Origin of the sequence: Gluconacetobacter dulcium (genome assembly GCF_014174165.1) — a bacterium.
GTDB classification, from domain to species: Bacteria; Pseudomonadota; Alphaproteobacteria; order Acetobacterales; family Acetobacteraceae; genus Gluconacetobacter; species Gluconacetobacter dulcium.
This window is the reverse complement of sequence record NZ_JABEQN010000014.1, coordinates 36,943-60,819: the sequence shown is the minus strand read 5'-3', so window position 1 is coordinate 60,819 and position 23,877 is coordinate 36,943. Positions and strand designations below refer to the sequence as shown.

Sequence of the window (23,877 nt, the reverse complement as noted above, 5' to 3'; positions counted from 1 at the left end):
GTCACCGTGCCGTGTCGGGCGCGAAGAAGCGCTTGCGGTTCTCGGCCCAGATCGCAGCACAGGCCGGATCGCCGTCGGCCTTCATGCCGAGCGCCTGGCAGCGCGCGAGACCGGCGGCAAGCCGGTCACGCGATCCAGGCGGCCCGAGATCGGGCACGTCGACGTCACGGGGGAGGCGCCGGAGGTGGAGGCTCGCGGCGACCAGGATCAGAACGACCAGCGCGACGGCAACCAGCCGGAAGACGATCGGCGGGGAGAGACGCGGCGCGCGCATCAGTGGAACATCTGCGCGGCGCCGGGCGTGTAGCCGGTGCCGTAATTCAGGAAAGCCGCCATCTGCGCACGCGCCTGTTCCTCCGCCTCGACCTGCCGGGCACCCTCCAGCGCCTGAGCGCGGGCCATTGCCGCCGTCACGGCGGTCAGATCGGCGATCTGGCGGGTTTGCAGCGCGGTGAGCTGGTTACCCGACTGCGCCGCCTGCAAGGCGCCAGCCGCCGCCTGACTCGACGTGACCAGACTGTCGATCTGGCTTCGCGTGGCATCAAGATTCTGCACCGCGCCGGTCTGCACACGCAGCCCGTCCTGATAGGCGCCCCTGGCGTTTTGCCATCGCGCCTGGGCATCGGTAGTCATCTGGGCCGCCGAACTCGGGCTCGCCAGCGCCTGGGGATAGGTCTGGGTGAAGGCCTGATCGATGCTGGTCAGGTTATAGGAGAGCCCCTGCGCCTGGCCGACAATTTGCTCGGTCTGCTGGATTGATTGCTCCAAGGGTGCCAGCACCGAGAGCGGCAGATTGGCGAGGTTGCGGGCCTGGTTCTCCAGCATGGTCGCCTCGTTGAGCAGGCTCTGCGCCTGCTGGTTGACCTGCTGCAATTCCCGCGCCGCGATCAGCACCGTCTGGACATGGGCCGCGCCGTCATAGACCGCCCATTGCGCCTGGGCCGGGACGCTCACGACAATGGATGACAGGGCGCCAAACCCAGCCACGAACGCTGCTTTGCAGATCGACGAACTTCTCATGATCCCTCTCCCGGCCTGAGCATTTCGATCGCCCAGTCCACGCCCCTGTGCGTCAGCCACGCGGCCGCGAACCCGTCGCGGCCATGCCGGGCAAAGATCCGGTCGATCGCGGCCTGATCGTCGGGGGAAGACGCAGCGGTGAAGGCCAGCGCCACCTCGGACAGGCCGAGATCGAACAGCCGGTTGCCGCGACGGGACTGGCAGTAATAGTCGCGCTTGGGTGTGGCCCGGCTGAGGATCTCGATCTGGCGATCGTTCAGCCCGAAGCGGCGATAGATGGCGGTGATCTGCGGCTCCAGCGCCCGGTCGTTGGGCAGGAAGATCCGGGTCGGGCAGCTCTCGATCAGCGCGGGGGCGATCGGGCTGGCGTCGATATCGGCCAGCGACTGGGTGGCGAAGATGACGGACGCGTTCTTCTTGCGCAGCGTCTTCAGCCATTCCCGCAACTGCCCGGCGAAGGCCCGATCATCCAGCGCCAGCCAGCCTTCGTCGATGATCAGCAGCGTCGGGCTGCCGTCGAAGCGGTCTTCGATACGGTGGAACAGATAGGACAGCACGGCGGACGCCGCGCCAGAGCCGATCAGACCCTCGATCTCGAAGGCCTGGATATCGGCGACACCAAGACGCTCATGTTCGGCGTCGAGCAACTGTCCCCACGGGCCACCAACGCAGTAAGGCTGCAACGCCTGCTTCAGCGCCAGCGACTGGAGCAGCGCGGATAGGCCGGTAAGGGTGCGTTCCGCGACCGGGGCCGAGGCCAGCGAGGTCAGCGCCGACCACAGATGCTCCTTGAGATCGGGCGCAACCGTGACGCCCTCGCGCTCCAGCAGTGTCGCGACCCATTCCGCCGCCCAGGCCCGTTCGCCCGGCTCATCGATCCGCGCCAGCGGCTGCAACGCGACCGGTTCGTTCCCGTCCTGCGCCAGCGCGCCACCGAGATCATGCCAGTCGCCACCCATCGCCAGCGTCGCCGCACGGATCGAGCCACCGAAATCGAAGGCGAATATCTGCGCCCCCGCATAGCGGTGGAATTGCATCGCCATGAAGGCCAGCAGCACGGACTTGCCCGCACCGGTCGGCCCGGCGATCAGCGTGTGACCGACGTCGCCGACGTGGAGCGCGAAGCGGAACGGGGTCGAGCCCTCGGTGCGGGCATAGAACAGCGGCGGGGCCGCGAAATGCCCGTCGCGCTCCGGCCCGGCCCAGACGGCGGAGAGCGGAATCATGTGCGCCAGGTTCAGGGTCGAGATGCAGGGCTGGCGGACATTGGCGTAGACATGGCCCGGGAGGCTGCCGAACCAGGCCTCGATGGCATTCACCATCTCGCGCATACAGGTGAAGTCGCGGCCCTGGATGGTCTTTTCCACCAGACGCAGCCGGTCGGTCGCAACCACGGGATCCTCGTCCCACACCGTGACGGTGGCAGTGACATAGGCCTGGCCGACCTGATCGGTGCCGAGTTCCTGCAACGCCGCATCGGCATCGGCCGCCTTATTGGCGGCGTCGGAATCCAGCAGCGCCGAGGCCTCGTTGGTCATCACCTCCTTGAGGATGGCCATGATCGATTTGCGCTTGGCGAACCATTGCCGCCGGATCCGGCCCAGCACCTTGGTCGCGTCGGTGCGGTCGAGACAGATCGCCCGCGTCGACCAGCGATAGGGAAAGGCCAGCCGGTTCAGCTCATCCAGCAGGCCTGGCCAGGTCTGGGTGGGAAAGCCGGTGACGGTGAGCGTGCGCAGATGGGCGTCGCCCAATCTGGGCTCCAGCCCACCGGTCAGTTCCTCATCGACCAGGATGGCATCGAGGTGCATCGGGATTTCCGGCACCCGGACCCGCTGCATCCGCGTGGAGATGCAGGAATGGAGATAGGTCAGCGTTTCGCCGTCATCGAGCCAGTCGGCTTCCGGCATGAAGCCGTCGAGCAGGGCCAGCACACGGTCGGTCTGGTCGATAAAGCCCGCGACCACAGCCTGCCAGTCGGAGCCGCCACGGGCGCGATTCTCGTAGAGCCAGGCTTCCGCGCGGGCGGCGTCGTCCGCCGGCGGAAGCCAGACCAGGGTCAGGAAATAATGGCTCTCGTAATGCGCGCCCTCTTCCTCGAACTGCGCCCGGCGTTCGGCGTCGACCAGTTCGGAGGCTGGATCTGGAAACGGGCCGGAAGGATAGCCCCGCGCCGGGCGGCGCTGCGCCTCGACGAAAATGGCCCAGCCGGAGCCCAGCCGCCGCAGGGCGTTGTTCAGGCGCGAGGTGATGGCGACCAGTTCGGATGCGGTCGAGGAGTCCAGGTCGGGACCGCGGAACCGGGCGGTGCGCTGGAAAGCACCGTCCTTGTTCAACACCACACCCTTGGCGACCAGCGCCGCCCAGGGCAGGAAATCGGCCAGCCGGTCGCGGCGATGGCGGTATTCGCCGAGGTTCAGCATGGCGCCCTCACCCGACCAGATGGGTGGGGTAACGCAGGTGCCGCCGCACCACGTCGACGAACGCGGGATCCCGCTTGGCGGCCCAGACCGCGGCGAGATGGCCGACCAGCCAGAAGATGCCGCCGGCGATCCACAGCCGCAGCCCGAGGCCGATCGCGGCGGCCAGCGTGCCGTTGACGATCGCCACCGTGCGCGGCGCCCCGCCGAGCAGGATCGGCTCGATCAGGGCGCGATGCACCGGGGCGGTGAAGCCGGGAATGACGTCCGGCTCCATCAGATCAACGCCCCGCCCGAGAAGGAGAAGAAGGATAGGAAGAAACTGGACGCGGCGAAGGCGATCGACAGGCCGAAGACGATCTGGATCAGACGGCGGAAGCCACCCGACGTCTCGCCGAAGGCCAGGGTCAGGCCGGTGACGGTGATGATGATCACCGAGATGATCTTGGCCACCGGCCCCTGGACGGATTCCAGGATCTGGTTGAGCGGCTCCTCCCACGGCATGTTCGAACCGGCGGCATAAGCCGGAGCCGACAGCAGGGCGAGCGAGAGGGTGGCGCCGGCCATGGCGAAGCGGCGGCGCAGGGCGATCATGTTGGTCATGACGGGTCTCCGGCGGGTGCGAGGATGTAGTCCCCGTCCGGGGTCAGGCCCCGGACAGTGGCGAGTTCGGCCAGCCGACGTGCGTTGCCGCGCCCGGACAGCACCGCGATCACGTCGATGGTCTCGACGATCAGGGCGCGCGGCACGGTGACGACAGCTTCCTGGATCAACTGCTCCAGCCGGCGCAGGGCGCCGATCGCGGACCCGGCGTGCAGCGTGCCGACGCCGCCGGGATGGCCGGTGCCCCAGGCCTTGAGCAGGTCCAGCGCCTCGGCGCCACGCACCTCGCCGATCGGGATCCGGTCCGGGCGCAGGCGCAGCGAGGAACGGACCAGATCGGAGAGCGAGGCCGCGCGGTCCCTGGTGCGCAGGGCGACCAGATTGGGCGCGGCACATTGCAGTTCCCGGGTGTCCTCGATCAGCACCACCCGGTCGCCGGTCTGGGCGATCTCGGCCAGCAGGGCGTTGACCAGCGTGGTCTTGCCGGTGGAGGTGCCACCAGCCACCAGGATGTTCTGCCGCTCGGCGACGGCGCGGCACAGAAACGCGGCCTGTGCCGAGGTCATGATCCCGGACGCCACGTAATCATCGAGCGAGAACACTGCGACCGCCGGACGTCGGATAGCAAAGCAGGGTGCTGCCACCACCGGAGGCACCAGCCCTTCGAACCGCTCCCCGCTTCCCGGCAGTTCGGCGGAGACGCGCGGGCTGCCAGGATGCACCTCGACGCCGACATGGTGGGCGACCAGGCGGACGATCCGCTCGGCGTCGGCGGGCGCGATCCGGGTGCCGGTGTCCTCCATCCCGCCAGTCAGCCGGTCGATCCACAGTCGACCGTCGGGATTGAGCATCACTTCGACGATCGACGGATCGTCGAGATGCCCGGCAATCGCCGGGCCGAGCGCGGTGCGCAGCATGCGCGTGCCACGGGCGACGGCTTCGGAGCGGAAGGGAGCGACGGACACCGGGAACCCCGCGATTGGCCTCCCAGGAGAGGCGATGGATCAGCGGGGTTGATTAGAAAGAGGCATGGACACGCCAGCGCAACAAGTCTCTGGGGTCGTAGGGCGCTGGGATAGAAGAACTTGCATAGGAGTAGGTTGCCGTTTGGGCGGTGACGGGACGAAAGGGCGCTGCTACCGTTTGCGGAATCGATCACGACACGGACCTGCGCCCGCATGAGCAAAGCCTTCATTGCCGCTGTTCTTCAGGATTCCCTCGACTGCACCGGCGTTGCCGCTACCAAGGCCGCCGATGACCTGGTCGGGGCCATTGTCGCGGAGCTGAAGCAGGAAGGCGGGTTCACGCTGCCGTCCTTCGGGACATTCACGGTCCACAAGACCAAGGCCCGCAAGGCGCTCAATCCGCGCACCGGCGAGCCGGTGAAGGTCAAGGCGGGCAAGACCGTGCGTTTCAAGGCCAGTCCGAATCTCAAGAAGGTGGTCTGATTGGACTCATCGTCCAATGACTTCCAGACGGTAATGTTCGGGAATAGAAGATAGGAGACAGGCAATTTCCGCCTTCAAAGTGGACGGCTAAAGTCTCATAGGAACACCCTCAAAGCAGACATTTGTTATATCGTCCTGATATTATATTAAAAACAACATGATATTAAATATTTTAAAGTATTGTTTTCTAAATAATATTTTTATCAAGGGGTTTTAATTTAAGCATAATGCGCAAGGAGCTAATGCATTTTTGTTCACCTGATTATGTTCTGGATGCGATATTTACCATCGCTGAGCATCGGCTTACGATCGTCGATGACGAGACATATGGATGGCAAGAAACATGGCTTTAGAACCTATTGATTCAAGATTGATTGGCATTGGCGCACTACTTAAACAACAGCGTCTCGCAGTTCCAACATACCAACGTCCCTACACGTGGGAAATTGAGCATGTAAAGGAGCTTTTTAAAGATATAATTGACGCAAAACAAAAAAAGCACGATCAATATTTTCTTGGTACAGTTGTTCTAACAAATGCAGATGATAGTATAAAAAGTATTATTGACGGACAGCAAAGAATTGTAACTACATCTATATTTATATCATCCATAAGAAATTATTTTAAAAATAAAGGAGATGATGCTAGGGCAAACAAACTTACAGCGGATTATATATCAAATGCAGATTTGAGGACGATGAACCCAAGTCCTCGTGTATTAATATTGCCAGATGATCAATCGTTTTATAATGAGTATGTGGTTGGTGTTCCTACTATTGGAAGGAGGTCTCCAAGAAACTTAACGGACACACAAAAAAGGCTTTTTTCTGCAATAAGAGAAGCTCGTGATACTATCAATAGTGTGACAGCAATATCAAAAAACCCAGATCTTGATCTATTCGACCTAATAGATTTTATTGAAAAAAAGGTGGTATTGGTTTATTTAGATGTTGGAAGTGAGTCTAATGCATATGTTATTTTTGAAGTATTGAATGATCGTGGGCTTGATTTAACCGTCGCTGATTTATTGAAAAATTACGTATTTAGTATGGCTGGAAAAGAGGGGCTTTTATCGTGCCAGTCCAAGTGGAAAGAAATGACTACATTAATATCTAACACAAATGGGGAGGGCGATATAAGAAATTTCATTAGGCACGATTGGATTTCCCGAAATGGTCTTGTTAGAGAGAAAAACTTGTATGATAGTATAAAAAAATCTGTATATGACGAAAAAACAGTTTCAGATTATATGGATAATATTATTGTATCAGCAAATATTTATTCTTCATTTTCGATTTTTTCATCCTCTGTATGGAAGGACTATTCTGATAAGGTTCGAAAATCCTTGATGTTGTTTGATATGGCAAACATAACTCAAGTTCGTCCTTTATTGCTTTCTGTATTTTCGAATTTTAGCGTTCAGGAGGTCAATAAAACCATACCTATGATTGCATCTTGGAGCGTTAGATTTTTAATATGTGGCGCAGGAGGGAGTGGTGTTCTTGAGGATAATTATGCCCAAAGAGCTAAAGACGTATCAGATAAAAAAATAAAAAATGCTACTGATCTTTTTAATTCATTTAATATCTTACCAACCGACATTCAGTTCCAAAAGGACTTCGAAAGTGCCAAGGTCTCTAAAACTCAGTTGGCTCGCTGGTATCTGTCTGAATTAGAGTTGGAGAAAACGAAAAATGCACAAAAAATCGTAAACCCTGATACACTTGAAGTGAATCTTGAACATATTTTACCGCATAATCCTGATTCAAGTTGGAGTATATCACAAAATTTGGCTAGTAAATGCGTTAATATGATTGGAAACCTTGCTTTGATGGAAGCAAAAACGAATTCTATTATAGGGAACTCCTCATTTGATGATAAGAAATCTCATTTTTCTCAGTCATCTTTTGATCTAACAAAGGAAATTAGTAATTTTAAAAGCTGGGGAAGCCAAGAAATTGAGAAAAGACAGGTGGAATTGGCAAAGCTTGCGGTGAAAAGATGGAAAAACAAGCCTTAAACAATCGTCACATATTCTGTAATGGGTACGTATTAAATTCGTGACCTAAAATGGCTGCTTTCATTCATTTTTCGAAAGCAGCCAGATTTTAGAGCTTGTTAGGAATTGATTTGGTCTGCCGCGGCCGGCATGGTCAATTGTAGCAAAGAGGGGGCTGATAGTTTCCTTATATCTAATGGCAGCAGCGTACCATTCTATGAAGCGCCTGGACAATTTATGTCAGGTATTTAGGCGGTTCACTCGGTAACCGGACCTTCCGCTCGCCCCCCAAACCCAGACATCACGTTACAACATTGCCTTTCGGGTCAGGAGCATCCTGCCCCTGCTCACCTAGCCCCACGTCCAGCCTCACCTCGTCGTCCAGTGTTTTCCCTCTGGCGAGCCGACGCCCGACTGCCTCGATAAACCCGTCATACCGCTCCCGTCCCTTGCTCTGCGCCGCAGCAAGGGCCGCCTCCGGCAACGGCGGCGTGCTGGTCAGCCAGAACCGGACGAAAACGGCCAGAGATTCGTTCGAAATCGTGACCCGTCGCTCCATGCGCTCCAACTGCCGCGTCATCCGGTCGAGCCGCCGGGCGAGCGCCGCCTCCAGCCGTTCCGGCCCGTCCGGTGACAGGAACGATGCCAGCGCCGTCTCCACGATCAGCGCCTGCGGCACCTTCTTGCGGACGGCGTAATCGGCAAGCCTGACGCTGAGTTCGGCCGGCAGGCGGATTGTGTGTTTGATCCGCATGGCACTCATAGTCCCATCTGATCGCCGGGATCGAGCGACACCTGCCGCGCGAGAGCCCGCTCTCCGCGCCGCAGGGTCTGTGCTCGCGTCGCATCGTCCTCAGCCTCAGCCTCGGGCGGGTCGAACTCATGCACCGGCTTTCTCGGCGCCTGCACCACCTCTTCCTGTTCCGGCAATTCCGGCTCCCGGCGGATGCCGGCATTGGCTGGGTCGTCGTCTCCGTTGCCCGGCGTCGTCGGCTGCACCACATCGGCCCAGTCCCCCGGCGGCTGCGGTCCGATGGGCGGCGTTCCTTCCGGGATCGGCGGTGGCTCGAACCTGGGTGGCGGGAGGACGCGCGCGGCCAGTTCGGCGTCTTCGAAATACCGCGCCTTGCGCGCCCGGATCGGCGGGCAGCCCGAGACCAGCACCAGTTCCTCGTCGGGGGGAAGCTGCATGATCTCGCCGGGCGTCAACAGCGGCCGGGCAGTTTCGTGCCGCGTCACCATCAGATGCCCGAGCCACGGCGACAGTCGGTGCCCGGCATAGTTCTTCGCATCCCGGATCTCGGTCGCGGTGCCGAGCGCGTCGGAAACGCGTTTGGCGGTCCGTTCATCGTTGGTCGCAAAACTGACCCGGACATGACAGTTATCAAGGATCGAATTGTTCTGGCCATAGGCCTTCTCGATCTGGTTCAGGCTCTGGCCGATCAGGAAGCTCTTGATCCCATAGCCCGCCATGAAGGCCAGGGCGCTCTCGAAGAAATCCAGCCGCCCCAGCGCCGGGAATTCATCGAGCATCAGCAGCAGGCGATGGCGCCGCTTCGCCTCCAGTTCCTCGGTCAGCCGGCGGCCGATCTGATTCAGCACCAGACGGACCAGCGGTTTGGTGCGGCTAATGTCCGAGGGCGGCACCACCAGATAGAGCGTCGCCGGATGGGTGCCGGCGACAAGATCGCGGATCCGCCAGTCACAGCGCCGGGTCACATGGGCTACCACCGGATCGCGATAGAGGCCGAGGAACGACATGGCGGTGGAGAGCACACCCGAGCGCTCATTGTCGCTCTTGTTCAGCAGTTCCCGCGCCGAACTGGCGACCACCGGATGCACGCCCTTTTTGCCGAGATGGGGCGTGGTCATCATGGCGCGCAGCGTGGTCTCGATCGCCCGCTTGGGGTCGGAAAGGAAATTGGCGACACCGGCCAGGGTCTTGTCCTCCTCGGCGTAGAGGACATGCAGGATGGTACCGACCAGCAGGGCGTGGCTGGTCTTTTCCCAGTGGTTCCGCTTCTCCAGGGCGCCCTCGGGATCGACCAGCACGTCGGCGATGTTCTGCACGTCGCGGACCTCACGTTCACCGCGCCGGACCTCCAGCAGCGGGTTGTAGGCGGCACTGGCAAGATTGGTCGGATCGAACAGCAGCACCCGACCAAAGCGGGCGCGCCAGCCTGCCGTCAGCGTCCAGTTCTCGCCCTTGATGTCATGGACGATGGCAGCGCCCGGCCAGGTCAGCAGCGTCGGCACCACCAGGCCGACGCCCTTGCCCGAGCGGGTCGGTGCAAAGCACAGCACATGCTCCGGCCCGTCATGGCGGAGATAGGCATCGCCCGAGCGGCCCAGCACCACGCCATCGGGCGCAAGCAATCCAGCGCGACGGATCTCGCGCGGGTCGGCCCAATGCGCCGAACCATAGGTGGTGGCACGCTTCTTCTCGCGGGCACGCCAGACGGACATCGTGATCGCGACGATGACAGCAGCAATGCCGCCCGATGCCGCGATATAACCGCCGGTGGTGAAGATGTCCGGGGCGTAGGCATCGTAGGCGAACCACCACCAGAAGAACTCCGGCGGGTAATAGACCGGCCAGCCGATAACCATGAACCACGGGGCGCCGAGCTGCGGTTGGAAGGCGAGCCGCCAGGCGGTCCACTGCGTCGCGGCCCAGGTGAAGGCGAGGATCACGGTGCTGACAGCAAACACCGAACCCCAGAGGATTTTGGTCTGGTTCATGACAGGAACCGACCAAACGGCTCGTTTCTCCGGCGTTCAAGGTCTAATTACAACGCTTCGCGCCGCCGGACGGGAGCGGATAATAAACGGACGGTTTCCCGCCGACCTTTACGGCGGCAAGAATATCGAGAATCGTGCGAGAGCTGACGCCACTTCGCTCGCCCTGTTCCAGCAACTCGACAAGCGCGCGCTCGTCTTGACGAACGGTCGGATAACAGGTCGATGGCACCTTATTTTGCCCTGTCATGCTGAGAAACTCCGATCGCCTTGTCGTCGCATGTGGTGAAGAACCCGGTACGGTAAAGATGCCTCCGCCTGATGATCGCATCCACGTTCTGATCGTCGTGAGGGCGTCGAAGTTCATTGTCATTGACGGCCGCTGCGCACGATCCCACGGGAAACCGCTGACTTTATGAGGCGAACACCTGCGGCAGATCCCGTGCGCCATGAAGCACACGGACGATACGTACCTCGTCGACCAGTTCACGGAAGAACAGCAGGTAGCGGCCGTGAACAACAACCCTCAATCCGGGACTGATTTCATCGCGCGCCGGAAAGCTCCCCGGATGCTGCGCCGCAGTAGCTGCCTTCGCTTCCAGTTCGGCAACAAAGCTCATGGCCCGTTCGGGATTGTCCTCGGCGATATAGAGCGCGATCTCCAGAAGGTCGGCACACGCGGCCGGAGCGAAGCCGAGCCGTTTCATCCCAGTGCGCGGCGACGGGCAATCGCATCCCGCAATTCGGCGAAGACGGTTTCGGCCGGGATGCTCGACCCGCTCTCATCGCCAAGCCGGATCGCCTCCCGCAGGGCATCGAGATCACGACGGTCGGTATCGCGCCGGCGCATCCATTCGCGCAATGCCTCGCGCACCACCTCGCTGGTCGAGGCATACTCGCCGCCATCGACGGACTGGCGCAGGGTCGCCGCCATCTCGGACGGCACGGTGATGGTCATACGTTCGATTGTGGACATAAGGCGGCTCCTCCCAAGCGAGCATACTTTATCATACTTTTGAAGCATCCGCTTTGTCAGCCGAAAATCCGCAGACGGGCCACCCGACATCAAATCCCGAGCCCGCGCTTCCGCCCAAAATTCCAGTCGACGTTGCCACCCGGCGACATGGTGCCGGAAACCTGCCGTCCAAGCTTCTGCTCCAGGGCCGGCCGCCACGGCACGAGCTGGAAACCCAGACCGTCATCGACCATGGCGAACCGCCCCGAGGACAGGGCCACCCGCTGGCGATAGACCCCCGAGACGATCTCGCCTTCCTTCGCGGGCCGGTGTTCCAGCCCGGTCCGCGCCGCAAGCCGGGCCGCCGCCTGATCGAGATCGCGCTGACGCAGGGTGCCGATCAGGTCAGGTGCGAACACCACGCGCTCGACCTGCCGCCGGGCCAGCCCCTCAGAGGCGAGATGATCGATCCGTCGCGCCATCGCCTCCCGGACCTCTGTGCCGAAGCCCCCATTGGCCAGCGCGGGATCCTTGGCGAGCAACTGGCGATCGAGCCAGGTTGCACCGTGCGCCGTCACCTGCTCAGCCAGTGTAAAGTCCGAGCGCGTCGCCAGCGACAGGCGCTGCGTGCCTTTAGCGTCCTCCCAGTTCCGGGTCTCGACGATCGCGCCGGTCCTGGCATCGCCGGTCAGGTCCAGATCGGGGAAGCGGACATGATGCGTCCGCCCGTCGGTGCCGGCGATCACCACGTAGCCCGAGCCCTTCAGTTCGTCATCCAGCCCGCGCTCGACCAGCCGGCCAATGATGGGATCGGCCAGCGTCTCGCCATGGATCGCGAAACCCGCGACATCGGGTTCCGCCCCGCCGCCGGACATGGCGCGGTGCATGGTCTTGATGATGTCGCCCCGGATGGAGAGATCGCGCAGCGTCGCCTCCAGCCCCGGCTTGAGAATCCAGCGCGCCACGCCAACGCGCTCGGCCAGGCCGAGCCCTTCCAGCTTGGTCGCCCGGCCCACCAGCAGGCGCCGCAGTTCCGGGTCTTCGGCACCCGCGCCGGGCCGCAGATCGACGATGCCGCCGCCCTCGTCGCTGAGATCCTGCAGCGCCCGATCGAGGCTGGTCCAGCGGTCGGCGCCGATCTCGGTCTCCAGGGCGGTGCGGATTTCCTGCTCGCTGCGCGGACCCAGCTCCAGCGTTACCCGCTCGGCGGCGCGGTCGCGCAGGCCCTGGCTGATATAGGCGCGGCTGATCACCAGATCCTTGCCGTCATCGGCCACCCCGCGCACCAGGATGTGGACATGCGGATTATCCGTGTTCCAGTGATCCACCCCGACCCAGTCCAGTTTGGTGCCGAGATCACGCTCCATGTCCTGCATCAGTTCGCGCGCGAAACCCCGCAGGTCCTCCATCCGCGCCGCGTCCTCGGGCGAGACGATGAAGCGGAAATGGTGGCGGTCATCTTCGCAGCGTTCCGCGAAGGCCTTGCTGTCCGCTTCGTCGGAGCCAGCATCGAACAGATGGGCCCTGGCGCCGTCGCGGGTCACGCCCTCGCGCCTGAGATAGGCGATGTGGCGGGCGAGCGGCGCCGAACGAAACCGGGTGCCCTGCTGACGGACGACGCGCGCCTTGACCACGACCCGACGGGCATTGCTGCGCAGCCGCATGGACAGGGCCGCGCGTCGGCCGCGCCCGAAACGGGAACTGCCACCGCGTCCCCTCCCCTTCGCGCCGAACCGGGTGCCGGTGTGACCGGCCCTCTTCGCGGCACGCATGACCTCCCCGACGAAGGATTTCGGTCGTGCGCCCTGATTGCCATGCTGGATGCGTCCGGGCCGGACGTTCAGACTGTCATCGCACGTCGGCATGGCCCGCTCTCCGCTTCGATGTGCGCCTGACGGCGCCCGGATCATTGAAAACATTATGGAAAATGCCCGGACAGCCGCAGGCGGTGCGGGGTGAGAGAACAAATTCCCCAATCAAACCAACCACATGCAGCCCCGAATGGGCGCTGCTTTTACCTTGCCGTCCTGCCCTCCGTTGCCTGTTCTCCCCCAGCACCCCATCCCCAAGGCACCCATAGCCCGCCAGCGCCCGATGGACCGGAACGGGGATCATCGGCGCGCCTCCTCATGCCCTGACGCGATGAACAGCCCGACCGACTCCGGTGCGAGTGCCGTCCAGTCTGTCGGGCGAGCGTCGTCGGCATGCACCGGATCGTGCGCGCTCTCGCCATGCCGAGGGGCATTTTCTGTGCGCAGGAATGACGCCGGAAAGAGGGAAGAGTCCTGCCATGATGGTGCAGCCAGAGCGCCGACCGCGATGTCATCGGCAAGCGGAAGAGCGAGCCGCGCGCCGACCGATGCGACGTAATTCCGCGTCTCGGCTGGCAACGGCCGACCGGTCGCGAGATGTTCGTCATAGCGCGCGGGACCGGCATTATAGGCGGCCAGAAACCCGGCCTCGCCATAGCGGTCCCGCATCCAGCGCAGATAGGTCGCACCGGCCAGAATGTTGTCGTGCGGGTCGAATGGATCGTCGCCAAGGCCGAGCGACGTGCGCAGGCTAGACCATGTGCCGGGCATCACCTGCATGAGCCCCATCGCACCCGCCGATGACACGGCATGCGCATCGCCCCTGCTCTCCGCGTGCAGGACGGCAGCAATCCATGAGGCCGGAATCTGCGCGCGCGTGGCGGCTTCCGCGATCATATCGGCGTATGGATCAGCCTGCGCCATGCGAACGGGTGACACGGAAACCAACACTGCAAGCAGCGCGTTCGCGACAAGATCGCGAACCTTTCTACCGCCGGTCATCGCGCTTCACCGGGCGGCTCCAGACCAGATGAAAGGCACGCCCCTGACGGTCGGACTGGAACAGATTGGCCCGGATCGGCTGCGCCAGCATGGGGTCGTCAAGGACCAGCGAGAGGTAGGTGCCCGCCTTCTCACTGGTGCGTTTCCAGGCCGCGCCGATCTCCGGTCCGGCATCGGCGTCACCGAGATGGACGCGATAGTCGGGTGCATGCTCGGCGTCCGACGATGTCGTCGGCACGATCGTCAGTTCGACGTCCAGGGCGAGCGTGCGCAGGCGACCGGCGAAGCCGTCAGAAGTGCGCGTGAAAGTTCCGATCTGGGCCATGTCAGCCTCGTTTCTGCTTGGGATTGGGAGGAATCGGTGATGGCGCGAGCCACAGCGGCTGCGCGCGGCCGAGCACCGCAGCGACCGGCAGGACGCCGAAATAGCGACCGTCGAGACTGGTTGGGACCGCCGGATTCATGACGAAGATCTTGCCGGGCAGGACGCGCCGACAGCCCTGCCAGACCGGCAACGGACGGCCGCGATGATCGCGAGCCAACGCATCGCCGAGCGGCTTGCCGTCAACCGACACGACGACGCCGATGCGGCAGACCAGTTGTCCCGGCAGTGCCGCGACCGGCTTGAGCAGCGGCACACCGAGCGGCAGATAGCCGCCGCGCGCCAGCATCGTGGCAATGTCTGCCGGTGGTCGGATCACGATCACGTCGCCGACATGCAATGAGCGCGCCGATTGCAGGCGATACAGCCCGACCGGCGTGCTGGCGGTGGCGTTCCAGATCAGCCGGGGCGCCGGATGGATCACCACTGACGCGCCAGCACCGAGTATTGCGAAATAGGTGGTGAAAAACCAGCCAAGGCGCATCATGACACCGCCCTCCGGCGCAGCCAGGCATGATGGCGGTCGCGTGTGTAGGGGCGTGCCGCCTGCCCGGAGAGCATCCGATTATGCAGATGCCGCCAATGGTCGGGCGCGACATCGACGGGGTCGATGCCGATGGCTTCGATACGATCGATCGCTTCCAGCACCAGCCGGACCTTCGGCCAACCGCTCTGGCGCAGCAGGCTCTCGCCGCCGGGACGCACGAACGGCACTGTCTGATAGGGCTCACCGGGAGCAGTGACGCGCACGATATCGATGCAGGACATCACCGTGCCGAAATCGTTCGCTGCCCAGCGCAGGAACGCGAACACGGCGTCCGGCGGAAAGCTCAGTATCCGTCGCCGACGATCGAGAATCTGCTCATGGGCGACAGAGCCGAAGCGGATCCAGTGCTCGATACGCTTCTCGATCCAGGTCAGTTCGACATGAGCGAGGGTCTCGGTCATGGCACATCTCCAGAGATATCGGGGAACTCGCGGGCCAGCAGCGCGCGCAGCATGTCGGCGACGGTCATGCCGCGCTGGAACGCCGCGACCTTGAGCCGGGCGCGCAGCGCCGGCGTGACGTCGATGGTCAGTCGGGCGGTAAAGCGGTGGGTGGTCCCAGGCTTGTCCGGTGCCTTGACCCAGCGCTCCGGGTCGGCGGGGCGCGACGCGAAGCTGGGCAGCGTGCGACGCTTCGTCATGGCGCAATTCCTTCGCCGAGCGGCAGCACGGACGCGATGCGATCGCGCGCCTTCTGCGCCATGACAGGATCGATCTCGCAGCCGACATAACGCCGGCCGGTCAGCCGGCAGGCGACGCCTAAGGCACCAGAGCCGGCAAACCAGTCGCCCACCAGGCCACCCGGCGGGCAGCTCGTGCGGATCAGGATCTCCAGCAACGCCACCGGCTTCTCGGTCGGGTGGATGGCGCGGCCATGGGTATTGCGGACCGGAATCACGGAGCGCATCAGGCGCGGGCCACCGTCCTCGCTGACGTAATGGCCGGCGTCGATCTGGCCCATGTGGGGCGGCCGGCGTTTCCGTCGTACCGTGCGTGCCCGCGCGTCGGGCGTGGTCGGAACCACGTTGTAGACGGCGCGCCAGGGCGTATCGTCGCGATAGAACTGGACGATCAGTTCATGCACGCGCCGGAACCGATCGGCATGGAAGCTGGAACCGTTCTGCTTCTCCCAGACCAGTTCCTGGGCATATTTCCAGCCTGCGTTCCGAAATGCCGCGTTGGAGGCAAGGAAACTCCGCAGGGAGCCGAAGACCCAGAGCGAGCCGCTGGGTTTCAGGGCGGCGAGCGCCTTGCCAGGCCAATCCGCTATGCGCCGGTCCCATGCGAGCGACGTATCGCCATAGGGCGGGTCGGCCAGGATCATGTCGTAGGGGCCGTGCCAGGGCATCAGGAGTGCGCTGTCGCCGGTCAGGAGGGTCATGACACCAGCCCCCCGATCTCAGCCGTCAGGGCGGCGATTTCGCGGGCGGCAATCCCCTGCGGGCGCAGGTCACAGACCAGACGGCCGGAACGTGCGGCATCGGCGAAAGCGACCCGCTGGCCGATCCGCGCGGCGAGTGCCGCCGGCTCATGCCCGGCGAGCGCCAGCCGGGTTTCGCGGGCGATGACCGTGCGCGCGGCGCAACGATTCAGCACGAAACGGGCGAGAAGGCCGGGACGGAAGAGGCGCGCCTCTTCCAGCAGCCGCAGCATCTCGGCCGAGGCCCAGCCGTCGAACGGCGACGGTTGGGCCGGGATCAGCACCAGATCGGCGGTTAGCAGGGCCGAGCGCAGCAGCGCCGCCACGCGCGGAGGGCCGTCGATGATGACGTGATCCACCCCCTGAGCCAAGTCCGGCGCCTCGTGGTGCAGTGTATCGCGTGCCAGTCCGATGACGCCGAACAGCCGGGGCAGTCCCTCCCGCGCCCGCTGCGCCGACCAGTCCAGCGCCGAGCCCTGCGGGTCGGCATCGATGACCGTCACGCGCCGGCCTTCCCGAGCCCATTGACCCGCGAGATGCAGCGCCAGAGTCGTCTTGCCGACGCCGCCCTTCTGGTTGAGGAAGGCCACGATCACCGCCCCTCTCCGGGGGTTATCCACAGATCGGGCGGGGTGCCAACATCCTTAAAGTTAGAGTCTTTTAAGTTAGATTCTAAGTTAAGGGCGTCATAACCCTCTGATTCAATGTCACGATTCGGCGATTTCTGTTCACATAAGCACGGTTTCGCTGTTCCCGAAGTCACGGCTTTCGCCGGTTCGGGCGTTCCCGATAGCACGGACGGACTCACAGTTTGTCCACATGGGGATGTGGATAACTTGTCGCGAGAAAAGGTCAGGATTTCGCGGCCATCCATGGTCCTCTCGACCGCCAGGCGATATCCGGGCAATGGCTGCCGTTGGACGATGGCGCGGAGTTCGAACGCGAAGCGACGGTATGGCGACAGGCTGGCGGATTTGAGATGCAGGACGTGGAAATCGAATTTCCAGCCTGAACGCTGGCGGCCGCCATGCTTGCGGACAAGCCGATAGAGCCAACGCTCCATCCCGCCGGTCAGCCGGAAATAGGCTGGGTCGATGGTCAGCACCAGCGCGTCGTCGAGCACGGCCTGGTAAAACCAGTCCGGCAGGATCAGCTCGACCACGCGGGCGCGGCCTTCCCGCGTGGTATGCCGCTTCCATTCGTTGATCCAAGAAAACCGGTGCAGTTGTCCCGCACCGGCGTGGCGCAGCGAGGTCTTGATCGTGATGGATTGCAGCCGGTCGAAAGCCGCTTCCAGCCGTTCGTAATCCCGCGCGCTGTCGCCCCGGCCGATGAAAGCCAGGATTTCATGCGGCGTCGCCACCATCAGACGCGAGGTGCAACGACCCGCGTCCCGTGCTTCCACGATCTGGCTCGCCGCCCAGATCAGCACGTCGGCATCCCAGATCGTGGCCATGCCGTATTCGCCGGTCGCTTCCACGCGGATGGTGACGTCCGGCGTCCGGAAATCGATCGGCACGGTCCGCACTGTCTTGGACAGGCTGAAGAAAGGAAACGCCATCAGATCCTGCGCGTCGCGCGGGGCGAGTGTGCCGGGGATAGCGCGGAACACCGCGAGCTTCGCGCGCTCGGACTGGCTCCGATCGGGCGGGCGCATCAGCGTCGGCTCGCGCGTGAGGTCGCCGGTGTCGGCGGGATCAGCGGGCTTCGCCGCGCGGCCGCCGGCACGGTGCCGGCGGTGGTGTCCGAGGTATGGGCGCGTGCCCCGCTCTCGACCCAGGCCTGCAGTTCATCGACCCGATAGACGACGCGGCCGCCGAGCTTCGAGTAGCGCGGGCCGGTGCCGTAGATTCGGTGTTTTTCCAGGGTACGAATGGACAGTCCGACGAAGCGCGAGGCGTCGGGCGTGCGCAGATAGCGCGGCGGCAGATCGCTGTAATTGGCGGACATAAGGTGGCTCCGTGATCGCTGTCTGGGGCCGCGGGACAGATGCGGCCAGCGGGGATCAGCCTGGCGGAGCGGGGTATTTTGGAACTAGGACCGATCTCACCGGGGGGCGAGATCGGTCCTGGACAAGCGGATAGAATGGCCATGACGGCTCGCCGCTATCGGCTACGGAATCAATGAAAGTTTCTTGATTTTACGGAGAGTGTCTCGACTGAATGATCCACGGCAGCTCCACGGCCTCGATCGAAATCGCGGTTGCCGACATCGGCGAGCAACGTGGAGAGATCGGTGATCTCGAGCGCTACCAGATGCACGACCTCGCCTTCTTTCTGGAGCCGCCCCTTGATGCCGAGCATCTGCCCCGCGAGGACGACGCGGCGATATTTTTCGAAAATATCCTTCCAGATGATGACATTGAGGACGCCGCTTTCATCCTCCAGGGTGAGGAACACGACGCCTTCGGCGGAGCCGGGGCGCTGGCGGACCAGGACCAGGCCTGCGGCATCCAGCCGCTTGCCATCGCGCGCCTCATGGGCTTCACGGCAGGAGAAAAATTTCCGCTGGCGCAGATCGTCACGGAGAAAGGCGACGGGATGATCGCGCAGCGTCAGGCCGATCCGGTTATAATCGCGCGTGACCTCGGCCCCGGCGCGCATCGGCTGGAGCAGCACGTCCGGCTCCTCGGCCTCGCGGGCAACCGCCGCCGCCGCGAACAGCGGCAAAGGCTCGTCCCGCAGCGCCTTGATCGCCCACAGTGCCTCGCGCCGGGCGAGGCCGAGCGCCGGCCGGAAAGCATCGGCTTCCGCGAGATGGGTGAGTGCCGCGACCGGCACGCCGGCGCGGCGCCAGAGATCGTCCACCGATGCGAAGGGCCGCGCTCCACGCGCAGCAACGATGCGGGCGGCGTCAGCATTGGCGAGGCCCTTGACCAGGCTCATGCCGAGCCGGACGGCGAGCCGGCCACCTGCCGTTTCCGGCCCTTCGAGCGTGCTATCCCAGCGGGAGGCGTTGACGCAGATCGGCCGGATCTCGACGCCATGCTCGCGCGCGTCGCGCACCAGTTGCGCGGGCGCGTAGAAGCCCATCGGCTGGCTGTTCAGGAGTGCTGCGAGGAACACGTCGGGATGATGGCATTTCAGCCAGGAGGAGGAATAGGCAAGGATCGCGAAACTAGCCGCATGGCTCTCCGGGAATCCATAGGATCCGAACCCTTCGAGCTGCTGGAAGATCCGCTCGGCGAATTCCTCCGTATAGCCGTTCGCCTTCATGCCCTCGACCAGCTTGGTCTGGAACCTGCCGATGGTGCCGGTGTTCTTGAAGGTGGCCATCGCGCGGCGCAATTGATCGGCCTCGCTGGCGCTGAAATCAGCGCACACCATGGCCACCTGCATCGCCTGTTCCTGGAACAGCGGGATGCCCAATGTCTTTTTCAGAACCTTTTCCAGTTCCGGGGTGGGATACTCTTCCGGCTCGATGCCCTCACGCCGGCGCAGATAGGGATGGACCATATCCCCCTGAATCGGGCCGGGGCGGACGATGGCGACCTCGATCACCAGATCGTAGAACACGCGCGGCTTCAGGCGCGGCAGCATCGACATCTGCGCGCGGGATTCGATCTGGAAGACGCCGATGGTGTCCGCCTTCCTGATCATGGCATACGTAAGCGGATCCTCGGCCGGGATGGTGGCGAGCGCGAAGGACTGATCCTTGTGCTCGGCCAGCAGGTCCAGCCCCTTCTTCATGCAGGTGAGCATCCCCAGTGCCAGGATATCGACCTTCATGAATTTCAGGACGTCGATATCGTCCTTGTCCCATTCGATGATCTGACGATCGTCCATCGCGGCGGGCTCGATCGGCACCAGCTCGTCGAGCCGGTCACGGGTCAGCACGAAGCCCCCCGGATGCTGCGAGAGGTGGCGCGGGACACCAATCAGGCAGCACGCCAGATCCAGCGTCAGCCGGATGCGCCGGTCGGACAGGTCGATACCGGTATCCCTGAACTGCTCCGGATCGGCATTTTTCGACCAGCCCCAGATCTGACCGGACAAGGTGCCGATCAGATCCTCCGGCAGGCCCATCACTTTACCCACATCCCTCAACGCGCCCTTGGCGCGATAGCGGATCACCACCGCGGTCAGGGCGGCGCGCTCACGGCCATAATGCCCATAGACCCATTGAATCACCCGCTCGCGCCGCGCATGTTCGAAATCGACGTCGATATCCGGCGGTTCGCCGCGCTCCTCGCTGACAAAGCGTTCGAACAGCAGCGAATTGCGCGCCGGATCGATGGCGGTGATGCCCAGCACGTAGCAGACCGCGCTATTGGCCGCCGAGCCACGCCCCTGACAGAGAATGTCCTGGCTGCGCGCATAGCGGACGATGCTGTTCACAGTCAGGAAATACGGTGCGTAATTCATACGCCCGATCAGGGCGAGTTCGTGATTGAGGCTGGCCGTTACCTCGTCGGGAATCCCTTCGGGATAGAACGTCCGTGCCCCTTCCCAGGTCAGCACTTCGAGGGCCTGCTGCGGCGTCTGGCCCGGCACAGAAACTTCATCGGGATATTGATAGGCGAGATCATCGAGGCTGAAGCGACAGCGCTCCATGATCGCGATCGTGCGGTCGACCGCCTCGGGATAGCGGCCGAACAGGCGCGCCATTTCCTGGGGTGGCTTGAGATAGCGATCGGCGTGGCGCTCACGCGCGAAACCCGCCTCATCGATGGTGGTGTTGTGCCGGATGCAGGTCACGACATCCTGCAGGATGCGCCGGTCATGGGTGTGGAACAGCACATCGTTGGTCACAACGGTGGGCACGCGTGCCCGATGGGCAAGATTCGCCAACTCGTAGAGCCGCATCTGGTCGTTGGGCCGGCGCAGCAGGGTCAGCGCCATGTAGGCGCGGTCATGGAACGCATCCTTCAGCTTGCGCAGATGCAGGGCGCAGGCCTCGTCCGCGACGTCGGGGACCAGGATGGCGAGCAACCCGTCGCCCCAGGCCACTAGGTCTTCCCATAGCAGATGGCATCTGGCCTTGCCGGCACGGCTCTTGCCCAGGCTGAGCAGCCGGCACAGGCGGCCGTAGGCTGCGCGGTCGGTCGGATAGACCAGCACCGGCCGGAAATCGGCGAGGTCTAGGCGACAGCCGACGACCAGCCGGACGCCGGTGGCCTTCGCCGCGACATGGGCCTGCACCATGCCGGCCATGGAATTGCGGTCGGCGACACCCAGCGCCGCGATACCGAGCGCCTTCGCCTGCTCGAACAGTTCGAGCGGCGATGACGCCCCGCGCAGAAACGAGAAATAGCTCGTCACCTGCAATTCGGCGTAGCGGGTCATCCGAAGATCCCATGCAGAAACCAGCCTTGCGAGCCAGTCTCACCATGCTCGCCGTCACCCGAGCGATAGACCCAGAACCGCTCGCCGGATGTGTCCTCCAGACGGAAATAATCGCGCACCGTGGTCAGCTCGGCATCCCCCCGCCACCATTCGCCGAACACCCGCTCCGGACCGTCGGCGCATTTCACCTTCCGCCGCACTCCACGCCAGATAAAGAACAGCGGCGGCTGGTCCGGCAGTTCCGCCATGGCCTGCACCGGCTCCGGCCGCGCCAGCAGGCGTGTCGGACGTGGCCAGTGCTCCGGCCAATCCTTCTGGTCGTCCGGCGCCAGCGCCGGCACTCGACAGAAGGACCGCTCCGGCACATCGCTCTCCACCGGAGCGAAGCGATACAGGGAATGATGGCCCACACGATTGGCCAGGGTGTCGATCAGATCCGAGACATCCGGTTCCTCCTCCGCGATCAGCGAGGAGATTTTCTGGCGCGGCGCGATCGGCTCGGCCAGTGTGGCGGTCAGGACCATACGCTCGATGCCGAAACCGGGATCGATGGTTTCGATCTTCTCGCACAGCAGCCTGACCAGGCGCTTGGCGTCGCGCACCGGCATCGCGGTGGCGATGCGGATCGCCTCGGTGCGGCTGTCGACGCGGTGCAGCACCAGGTCGAGACGCCGGGCTCCCTGCCCGCGTTCTTCCAGTCCCTGACAGAGCGGCGGAACCAGCTTGCCGATATAGCGGGCAATCGTCTCGGCGGCCCCGATCGGCTCGGCAAAATTCCGGCTGACCATGACCGGGTCAACCGGCCGGACCGGCAGGATGGCCTCACTGATGCGACCATAGGCCTGGTCCAGCCGGCGGGCGACGTCCGGCCCGAAGCGGAGCGCCAGCGGCGCGCGCGGCATCGCGGCGAGCGGAGCGATGGTCGCGACGCCCAGCGCCCGCAGGCCCTCGATCATATTGTCCGGCAGGCGCAGGGCCTCGATCGGCAGGCCCGCGATCGCGGCGGCCGTCTCCCCGGCCGGCACTACCAGAGTGCGCGCGCGGCCATAGCGCGCCAGCGCATGGGCCGCGCCCAGCGTGTCGGCGACCACAGCCTTGGCGGTGATGCCGGCGTCTCGCAGCCGCCGCACCATTTCCGCCAGCATGGCCGGCTCGCCGCCATGCAGATGATCGGCGCCGGTCGTATCCAGCACCAGACCGTCGGGCACGTCCACCGCCACCAGGGGGGCGATCCGCTGCTGGAACCACAGCGCCAGTTTCTCCAAGCCGGTCCGGTCGCCCTCCAGGTCGGCATCCATGATGATCAGATCGGGATAAAGTGCCTGCGCCTTGGCGACCGGTGTGCCAGGGCGTACGCCCGCCTTGCGGGCGGCGAGGTCGACCGAAAGCACGACACGACGTCGTCCCTCGCGCCCGACCAGCGCCAGCGGCGCTTCAGGCGCGGGTGCGTCGGCGCCCAGCCTTTTCCTGATCCGATCCGTCGGCCACAGCGGCAGGAAGAGAGAGACGACCCTTGCCATCGCAAGCCTCCACTTCGAAATCGGCGGATTCTCCCGCCCGCGCCCGAATTAGTTCCAGCAGCCAGCGCGCCCGTCCGACGCCGGGCACCGGCAGGGATTCGGACGGCAGGACCGAAATCCGCCAGCGCGTGACACTGGCGGTCGGCTGGCCGAAATCAGCCGCCTCGGTCTGCCGGCGCCAGCGGCGGACGGCGATCCCCAGCGCGCCGGACGTCTCGGCCGCCAGTTGCAGCCGGCGGGAGGCGGTCATCGACAGGCGCGCGACTTCGGCCACGACGGCACCCAGACCGCCACGCCGCAGCCCCTCCTCGAAGCAGGCCAGGACATCCTGGTCCACGCCAGCCTCGACATAGATCACCCGGCTCCCGTCCAGTCCGACCTGTTTCAGGGCTGGGGCGAACAGATCCTGGCGGGTGACGATCCACAGCACCTTGCCCTTGGTGCGCGCGGCGATGCCGGCGGCAAACTGCCCGGCGGCCGCGCTGTTGAGGGCATCGTTCCCGCCACCTGCCACTTCGTGCAAGGCGCCGAGCGCCAGGCCGCTACCCGGCAGGCGGCGATCGATGTCAGGGATGCCAAAGGGCAGCACGGCCCGTCGGCGGGTGGCCGATCCTTCGAGGCGGCGGATCTGGTCCCGCAACGCCTCCAGCGGGGGACGGAATAGGGGCGCAGACATGGTCGATCGGTTTCCAGGATGGGTTCCCAACCGGCGGTCGGGGTCGTTTGT

26 protein-coding genes are annotated in these 23,877 nt (G+C 63.6%); 2 read left to right on the top strand and 24 right to left on the bottom strand.

Translation table 11 applies throughout. The annotated features are described in order from the left end of the window. Nucleotide 1: 1 nt before the first annotated feature. From trbK-alt to trbB, 6 genes are read right to left on the bottom strand one after another with little or no spacing between them, the layout of a single operon-like run. The gene (trbK-alt, locus tag HLH25_RS12085) at nt 2–274 is read right to left on the bottom strand and encodes a putative entry exclusion protein TrbK-alt (RefSeq protein WP_182974302.1); all 273 of its coding nucleotides are present in this window, start codon (nt 272–274) and stop codon (nt 2–4) included. Then, a complete protein-coding gene (gene trbJ, locus HLH25_RS12080; RefSeq protein ID WP_182974301.1) occupies nt 274–1,020 on the bottom strand; it encodes a P-type conjugative transfer protein TrbJ in 747 nt (248 codons plus the stop codon). The genes trbK-alt and trbJ overlap by 1 nt, the downstream gene beginning before the upstream one ends. Further along, on the bottom strand, nt 1,017–3,443 hold the full coding sequence (gene trbE, locus HLH25_RS12075; protein ID WP_182974300.1) for a conjugal transfer protein TrbE: 2,427 nt from the start codon (nt 3,441–3,443) through the stop codon (nt 1,017–1,019). The genes trbJ and trbE overlap by 4 nt, the downstream gene beginning before the upstream one ends. Before the next feature lie 7 nt (nt 3,444–3,450). After that, nucleotides 3,451–3,717 (bottom strand): VirB3 family type IV secretion system protein, encoded by a 267-nt coding sequence (locus HLH25_RS12070; RefSeq protein ID WP_182974299.1) that lies wholly within the window; start codon nt 3,715–3,717, stop codon nt 3,451–3,453. Next, on the bottom strand, nt 3,717–4,043 hold the full coding sequence (locus HLH25_RS12065) for a TrbC/VirB2 family protein (protein WP_182974298.1): 327 nt from the start codon (nt 4,041–4,043) through the stop codon (nt 3,717–3,719). The genes HLH25_RS12070 and HLH25_RS12065 overlap by 1 nt, the downstream gene beginning before the upstream one ends. Further along, nucleotides 4,040–5,008 (bottom strand): P-type conjugative transfer ATPase TrbB, encoded by a 969-nt coding sequence (gene trbB, locus HLH25_RS12060; RefSeq protein WP_182974297.1) that lies wholly within the window; start codon nt 5,006–5,008, stop codon nt 4,040–4,042. Before trbB ends, HLH25_RS12065 begins: the two co-directional genes overlap by 4 nt. A 213-nt stretch (nt 5,009–5,221) precedes the next feature. On the opposite strand from trbB, the gene HLH25_RS12055 reads away from it, so the two are divergent. Further along, complete coding sequence (locus HLH25_RS12055) at nt 5,222–5,491, top strand: HU family DNA-binding protein (RefSeq protein ID WP_182974296.1); 270 nt, start codon at nt 5,222–5,224, stop codon at nt 5,489–5,491. Nucleotides 5,492–5,834: 343 nt separating this feature from the next. Next, complete coding sequence (locus tag HLH25_RS12050; protein WP_182974295.1) at nt 5,835–7,511, top strand: DUF262 domain-containing protein; 1,677 nt, start codon at nt 5,835–5,837, stop codon at nt 7,509–7,511. Nucleotides 7,512–7,791: 280 nt separating this feature from the next. Here the strand turns inward: HLH25_RS12050 and HLH25_RS12045 are convergent, their stop codons facing one another. The 18 genes from HLH25_RS12045 to HLH25_RS11960 all read right to left on the bottom strand — a co-directional run bounded on the left by HLH25_RS12045 (nt 7,792) and on the right by HLH25_RS11960 (nt 23,826). Beyond that, the gene (locus HLH25_RS12045; protein WP_182974294.1) at nt 7,792–8,244 is read right to left on the bottom strand and encodes a CopG family transcriptional regulator; all 453 of its coding nucleotides are present in this window, start codon (nt 8,242–8,244) and stop codon (nt 7,792–7,794) included. 5 nt (nt 8,245–8,249) lie between these two features. Continuing rightward, entirely contained in the window at nt 8,250–10,232 is a 1,983-nt protein-coding gene (locus HLH25_RS12040) for a conjugal transfer protein TraG (protein ID WP_182974293.1), read from the bottom strand. Between the two features lie 43 nt (nt 10,233–10,275). Beyond that, nucleotides 10,276–10,479, bottom strand: a complete 204-nt coding sequence (locus HLH25_RS12035) for a hypothetical protein (RefSeq protein ID WP_182974292.1) — start codon at nt 10,477–10,479, stop codon at nt 10,276–10,278. A 163-nt stretch (nt 10,480–10,642) separates the two neighbouring features. Continuing rightward, a complete protein-coding gene (locus tag HLH25_RS12030) occupies nt 10,643–10,936 on the bottom strand; it encodes a type II toxin-antitoxin system RelE/ParE family toxin (protein ID WP_182974291.1) in 294 nt (97 codons plus the stop codon). Next, a complete protein-coding gene (locus HLH25_RS12025; protein ID WP_182974290.1) occupies nt 10,933–11,205 on the bottom strand; it encodes a ribbon-helix-helix domain-containing protein in 273 nt (90 codons plus the stop codon). The genes HLH25_RS12030 and HLH25_RS12025 overlap by 4 nt, the downstream gene beginning before the upstream one ends. Before the next feature lie 89 nt (nt 11,206–11,294). Beyond that, entirely contained in the window at nt 11,295–13,049 is a 1,755-nt protein-coding gene (locus tag HLH25_RS12020) for a relaxase/mobilization nuclease domain-containing protein (RefSeq protein WP_182974289.1), read from the bottom strand. A gap of 246 nt (nt 13,050–13,295) precedes the next feature. Continuing rightward, nucleotides 13,296–13,997 (bottom strand): lytic transglycosylase domain-containing protein, encoded by a 702-nt coding sequence (locus HLH25_RS12015; protein WP_182974288.1) that lies wholly within the window; start codon nt 13,995–13,997, stop codon nt 13,296–13,298. Continuing rightward, nucleotides 13,984–14,322 (bottom strand): DUF736 domain-containing protein, encoded by a 339-nt coding sequence (locus HLH25_RS12010; RefSeq protein WP_182974287.1) that lies wholly within the window; start codon nt 14,320–14,322, stop codon nt 13,984–13,986. The genes HLH25_RS12015 and HLH25_RS12010 overlap by 14 nt, the downstream gene beginning before the upstream one ends. A gap of 1 nt (nt 14,323) precedes the next feature. Further along, nucleotides 14,324–14,866 (bottom strand): S26 family signal peptidase, encoded by a 543-nt coding sequence (locus HLH25_RS12005; RefSeq protein WP_182974286.1) that lies wholly within the window; start codon nt 14,864–14,866, stop codon nt 14,324–14,326. Then, the gene (locus tag HLH25_RS12000) at nt 14,863–15,327 is read right to left on the bottom strand and encodes a DUF2840 domain-containing protein (protein WP_182974285.1); all 465 of its coding nucleotides are present in this window, start codon (nt 15,325–15,327) and stop codon (nt 14,863–14,865) included. The genes HLH25_RS12005 and HLH25_RS12000 overlap by 4 nt, the downstream gene beginning before the upstream one ends. Beyond that, nucleotides 15,324–15,566, bottom strand: coding sequence for a ribbon-helix-helix protein (locus HLH25_RS11995; protein WP_182974284.1), 243 nt, complete (start codon nt 15,564–15,566; stop codon nt 15,324–15,326). The genes HLH25_RS12000 and HLH25_RS11995 overlap by 4 nt, the downstream gene beginning before the upstream one ends. Then, the gene (locus tag HLH25_RS11990) at nt 15,563–16,306 is read right to left on the bottom strand and encodes a DNA-methyltransferase (protein ID WP_182974283.1); all 744 of its coding nucleotides are present in this window, start codon (nt 16,304–16,306) and stop codon (nt 15,563–15,565) included. The genes HLH25_RS11995 and HLH25_RS11990 overlap by 4 nt, the downstream gene beginning before the upstream one ends. Then, the gene (gene parA, locus HLH25_RS11985) at nt 16,303–16,941 is read right to left on the bottom strand and encodes a ParA family partition ATPase (RefSeq protein ID WP_182974282.1); all 639 of its coding nucleotides are present in this window, start codon (nt 16,939–16,941) and stop codon (nt 16,303–16,305) included. Before parA ends, HLH25_RS11990 begins: the two co-directional genes overlap by 4 nt. Continuing rightward, on the bottom strand, nt 16,938–18,002 hold the full coding sequence (locus HLH25_RS11980; RefSeq protein WP_182974281.1) for a replication initiator protein A: 1,065 nt from the start codon (nt 18,000–18,002) through the stop codon (nt 16,938–16,940). The genes parA and HLH25_RS11980 overlap by 4 nt, the downstream gene beginning before the upstream one ends. Next, nucleotides 18,002–18,295: a helix-turn-helix transcriptional regulator gene (locus HLH25_RS11975; protein ID WP_182974280.1), complete on the bottom strand. Its 294-nt coding sequence runs from the start codon at nt 18,293–18,295 to the stop codon at nt 18,002–18,004. Before HLH25_RS11975 ends, HLH25_RS11980 begins: the two co-directional genes overlap by 1 nt. Before the next feature lie 170 nt (nt 18,296–18,465). After that, nucleotides 18,466–21,630: an error-prone DNA polymerase gene (locus HLH25_RS11970; RefSeq protein WP_182974279.1), complete on the bottom strand. Its 3,165-nt coding sequence runs from the start codon at nt 21,628–21,630 to the stop codon at nt 18,466–18,468. Further along, nucleotides 21,627–23,150, bottom strand: a complete 1,524-nt coding sequence (locus HLH25_RS11965; RefSeq protein WP_246402133.1) for a Y-family DNA polymerase — start codon at nt 23,148–23,150, stop codon at nt 21,627–21,629. The genes HLH25_RS11970 and HLH25_RS11965 overlap by 4 nt, the downstream gene beginning before the upstream one ends. Next, nucleotides 23,065–23,826 (bottom strand): ImuA family protein, encoded by a 762-nt coding sequence (locus HLH25_RS11960; protein ID WP_182974278.1) that lies wholly within the window; start codon nt 23,824–23,826, stop codon nt 23,065–23,067. Before HLH25_RS11960 ends, HLH25_RS11965 begins: the two co-directional genes overlap by 86 nt. Nucleotides 23,827–23,877: the final 51 nt, after the last annotated feature.

Excerpts from the sequence above, each read along its gene's own strand:
- HLH25_RS11970 (WP_182974279.1), bottom strand. The coding sequence starts at position 21,630 with ATGACCCGCTACGCCGAATTGCAGGTGACGAGCTATTTCTCGTTTCTG.
- HLH25_RS11975 (WP_182974280.1), bottom strand. The coding sequence starts at position 18,295 with ATGTCCGCCAATTACAGCGATCTGCCGCCGCGCTATCTGCGCACGCCC.
- HLH25_RS12030 (WP_182974291.1), bottom strand. The coding sequence starts at position 10,936 with ATGAAACGGCTCGGCTTCGCTCCGGCCGCGTGTGCCGACCTTCTGGAG.
- HLH25_RS12040 (WP_182974293.1), bottom strand. The coding sequence starts at position 10,232 with ATGAACCAGACCAAAATCCTCTGGGGTTCGGTGTTTGCTGTCAGCACC.
- HLH25_RS11960 (WP_182974278.1), bottom strand. The coding sequence starts at position 23,826 with ATGTCTGCGCCCCTATTCCGTCCCCCGCTGGAGGCGTTGCGGGACCAG.
- HLH25_RS12035 (WP_182974292.1), bottom strand. The coding sequence starts at position 10,479 with ATGACAGGGCAAAATAAGGTGCCATCGACCTGTTATCCGACCGTTCGT.
- HLH25_RS12000 (WP_182974285.1), bottom strand. The coding sequence starts at position 15,327 with ATGACCGAGACCCTCGCTCATGTCGAACTGACCTGGATCGAGAAGCGT.
- HLH25_RS12045 (WP_182974294.1), bottom strand. The coding sequence starts at position 8,244 with ATGCGGATCAAACACACAATCCGCCTGCCGGCCGAACTCAGCGTCAGG.
- HLH25_RS11965 (WP_246402133.1), bottom strand. The coding sequence starts at position 23,150 with ATGGCAAGGGTCGTCTCTCTCTTCCTGCCGCTGTGGCCGACGGATCGG.
- HLH25_RS11995 (WP_182974284.1), bottom strand. The coding sequence starts at position 15,566 with ATGACGAAGCGTCGCACGCTGCCCAGCTTCGCGTCGCGCCCCGCCGAC.
- HLH25_RS12070 (WP_182974299.1), bottom strand. The coding sequence starts at position 3,717 with ATGGAGCCGGACGTCATTCCCGGCTTCACCGCCCCGGTGCATCGCGCC.
- HLH25_RS11990 (WP_182974283.1), bottom strand. The coding sequence starts at position 16,306 with ATGACCCTCCTGACCGGCGACAGCGCACTCCTGATGCCCTGGCACGGC.
- HLH25_RS12005 (WP_182974286.1), bottom strand. The coding sequence starts at position 14,866 with ATGATGCGCCTTGGCTGGTTTTTCACCACCTATTTCGCAATACTCGGT.
- HLH25_RS11980 (WP_182974281.1), bottom strand. The coding sequence starts at position 18,002 with ATGCGCCCGCCCGATCGGAGCCAGTCCGAGCGCGCGAAGCTCGCGGTG.
- HLH25_RS12025 (WP_182974290.1), bottom strand. The coding sequence starts at position 11,205 with ATGTCCACAATCGAACGTATGACCATCACCGTGCCGTCCGAGATGGCG.
- HLH25_RS12015 (WP_182974288.1), bottom strand. The coding sequence starts at position 13,997 with ATGACCGGCGGTAGAAAGGTTCGCGATCTTGTCGCGAACGCGCTGCTT.
- trbE (WP_182974300.1), bottom strand. The coding sequence starts at position 3,443 with ATGCTGAACCTCGGCGAATACCGCCATCGCCGCGACCGGCTGGCCGAT.
- trbJ (WP_182974301.1), bottom strand. The coding sequence starts at position 1,020 with ATGAGAAGTTCGTCGATCTGCAAAGCAGCGTTCGTGGCTGGGTTTGGC.
- trbK-alt (WP_182974302.1), bottom strand. The coding sequence starts at position 274 with ATGCGCGCGCCGCGTCTCTCCCCGCCGATCGTCTTCCGGCTGGTTGCC.
- HLH25_RS12020 (WP_182974289.1), bottom strand. The coding sequence starts at position 13,049 with ATGCCGACGTGCGATGACAGTCTGAACGTCCGGCCCGGACGCATCCAG.
- HLH25_RS12050 (WP_182974295.1), top strand. The coding sequence starts at position 5,835 with ATGGCTTTAGAACCTATTGATTCAAGATTGATTGGCATTGGCGCACTA.
- HLH25_RS12055 (WP_182974296.1), top strand. The coding sequence starts at position 5,222 with ATGAGCAAAGCCTTCATTGCCGCTGTTCTTCAGGATTCCCTCGACTGC.
- HLH25_RS12010 (WP_182974287.1), bottom strand. The coding sequence starts at position 14,322 with ATGGCCCAGATCGGAACTTTCACGCGCACTTCTGACGGCTTCGCCGGT.
- HLH25_RS12065 (WP_182974298.1), bottom strand. The coding sequence starts at position 4,043 with ATGACCAACATGATCGCCCTGCGCCGCCGCTTCGCCATGGCCGGCGCC.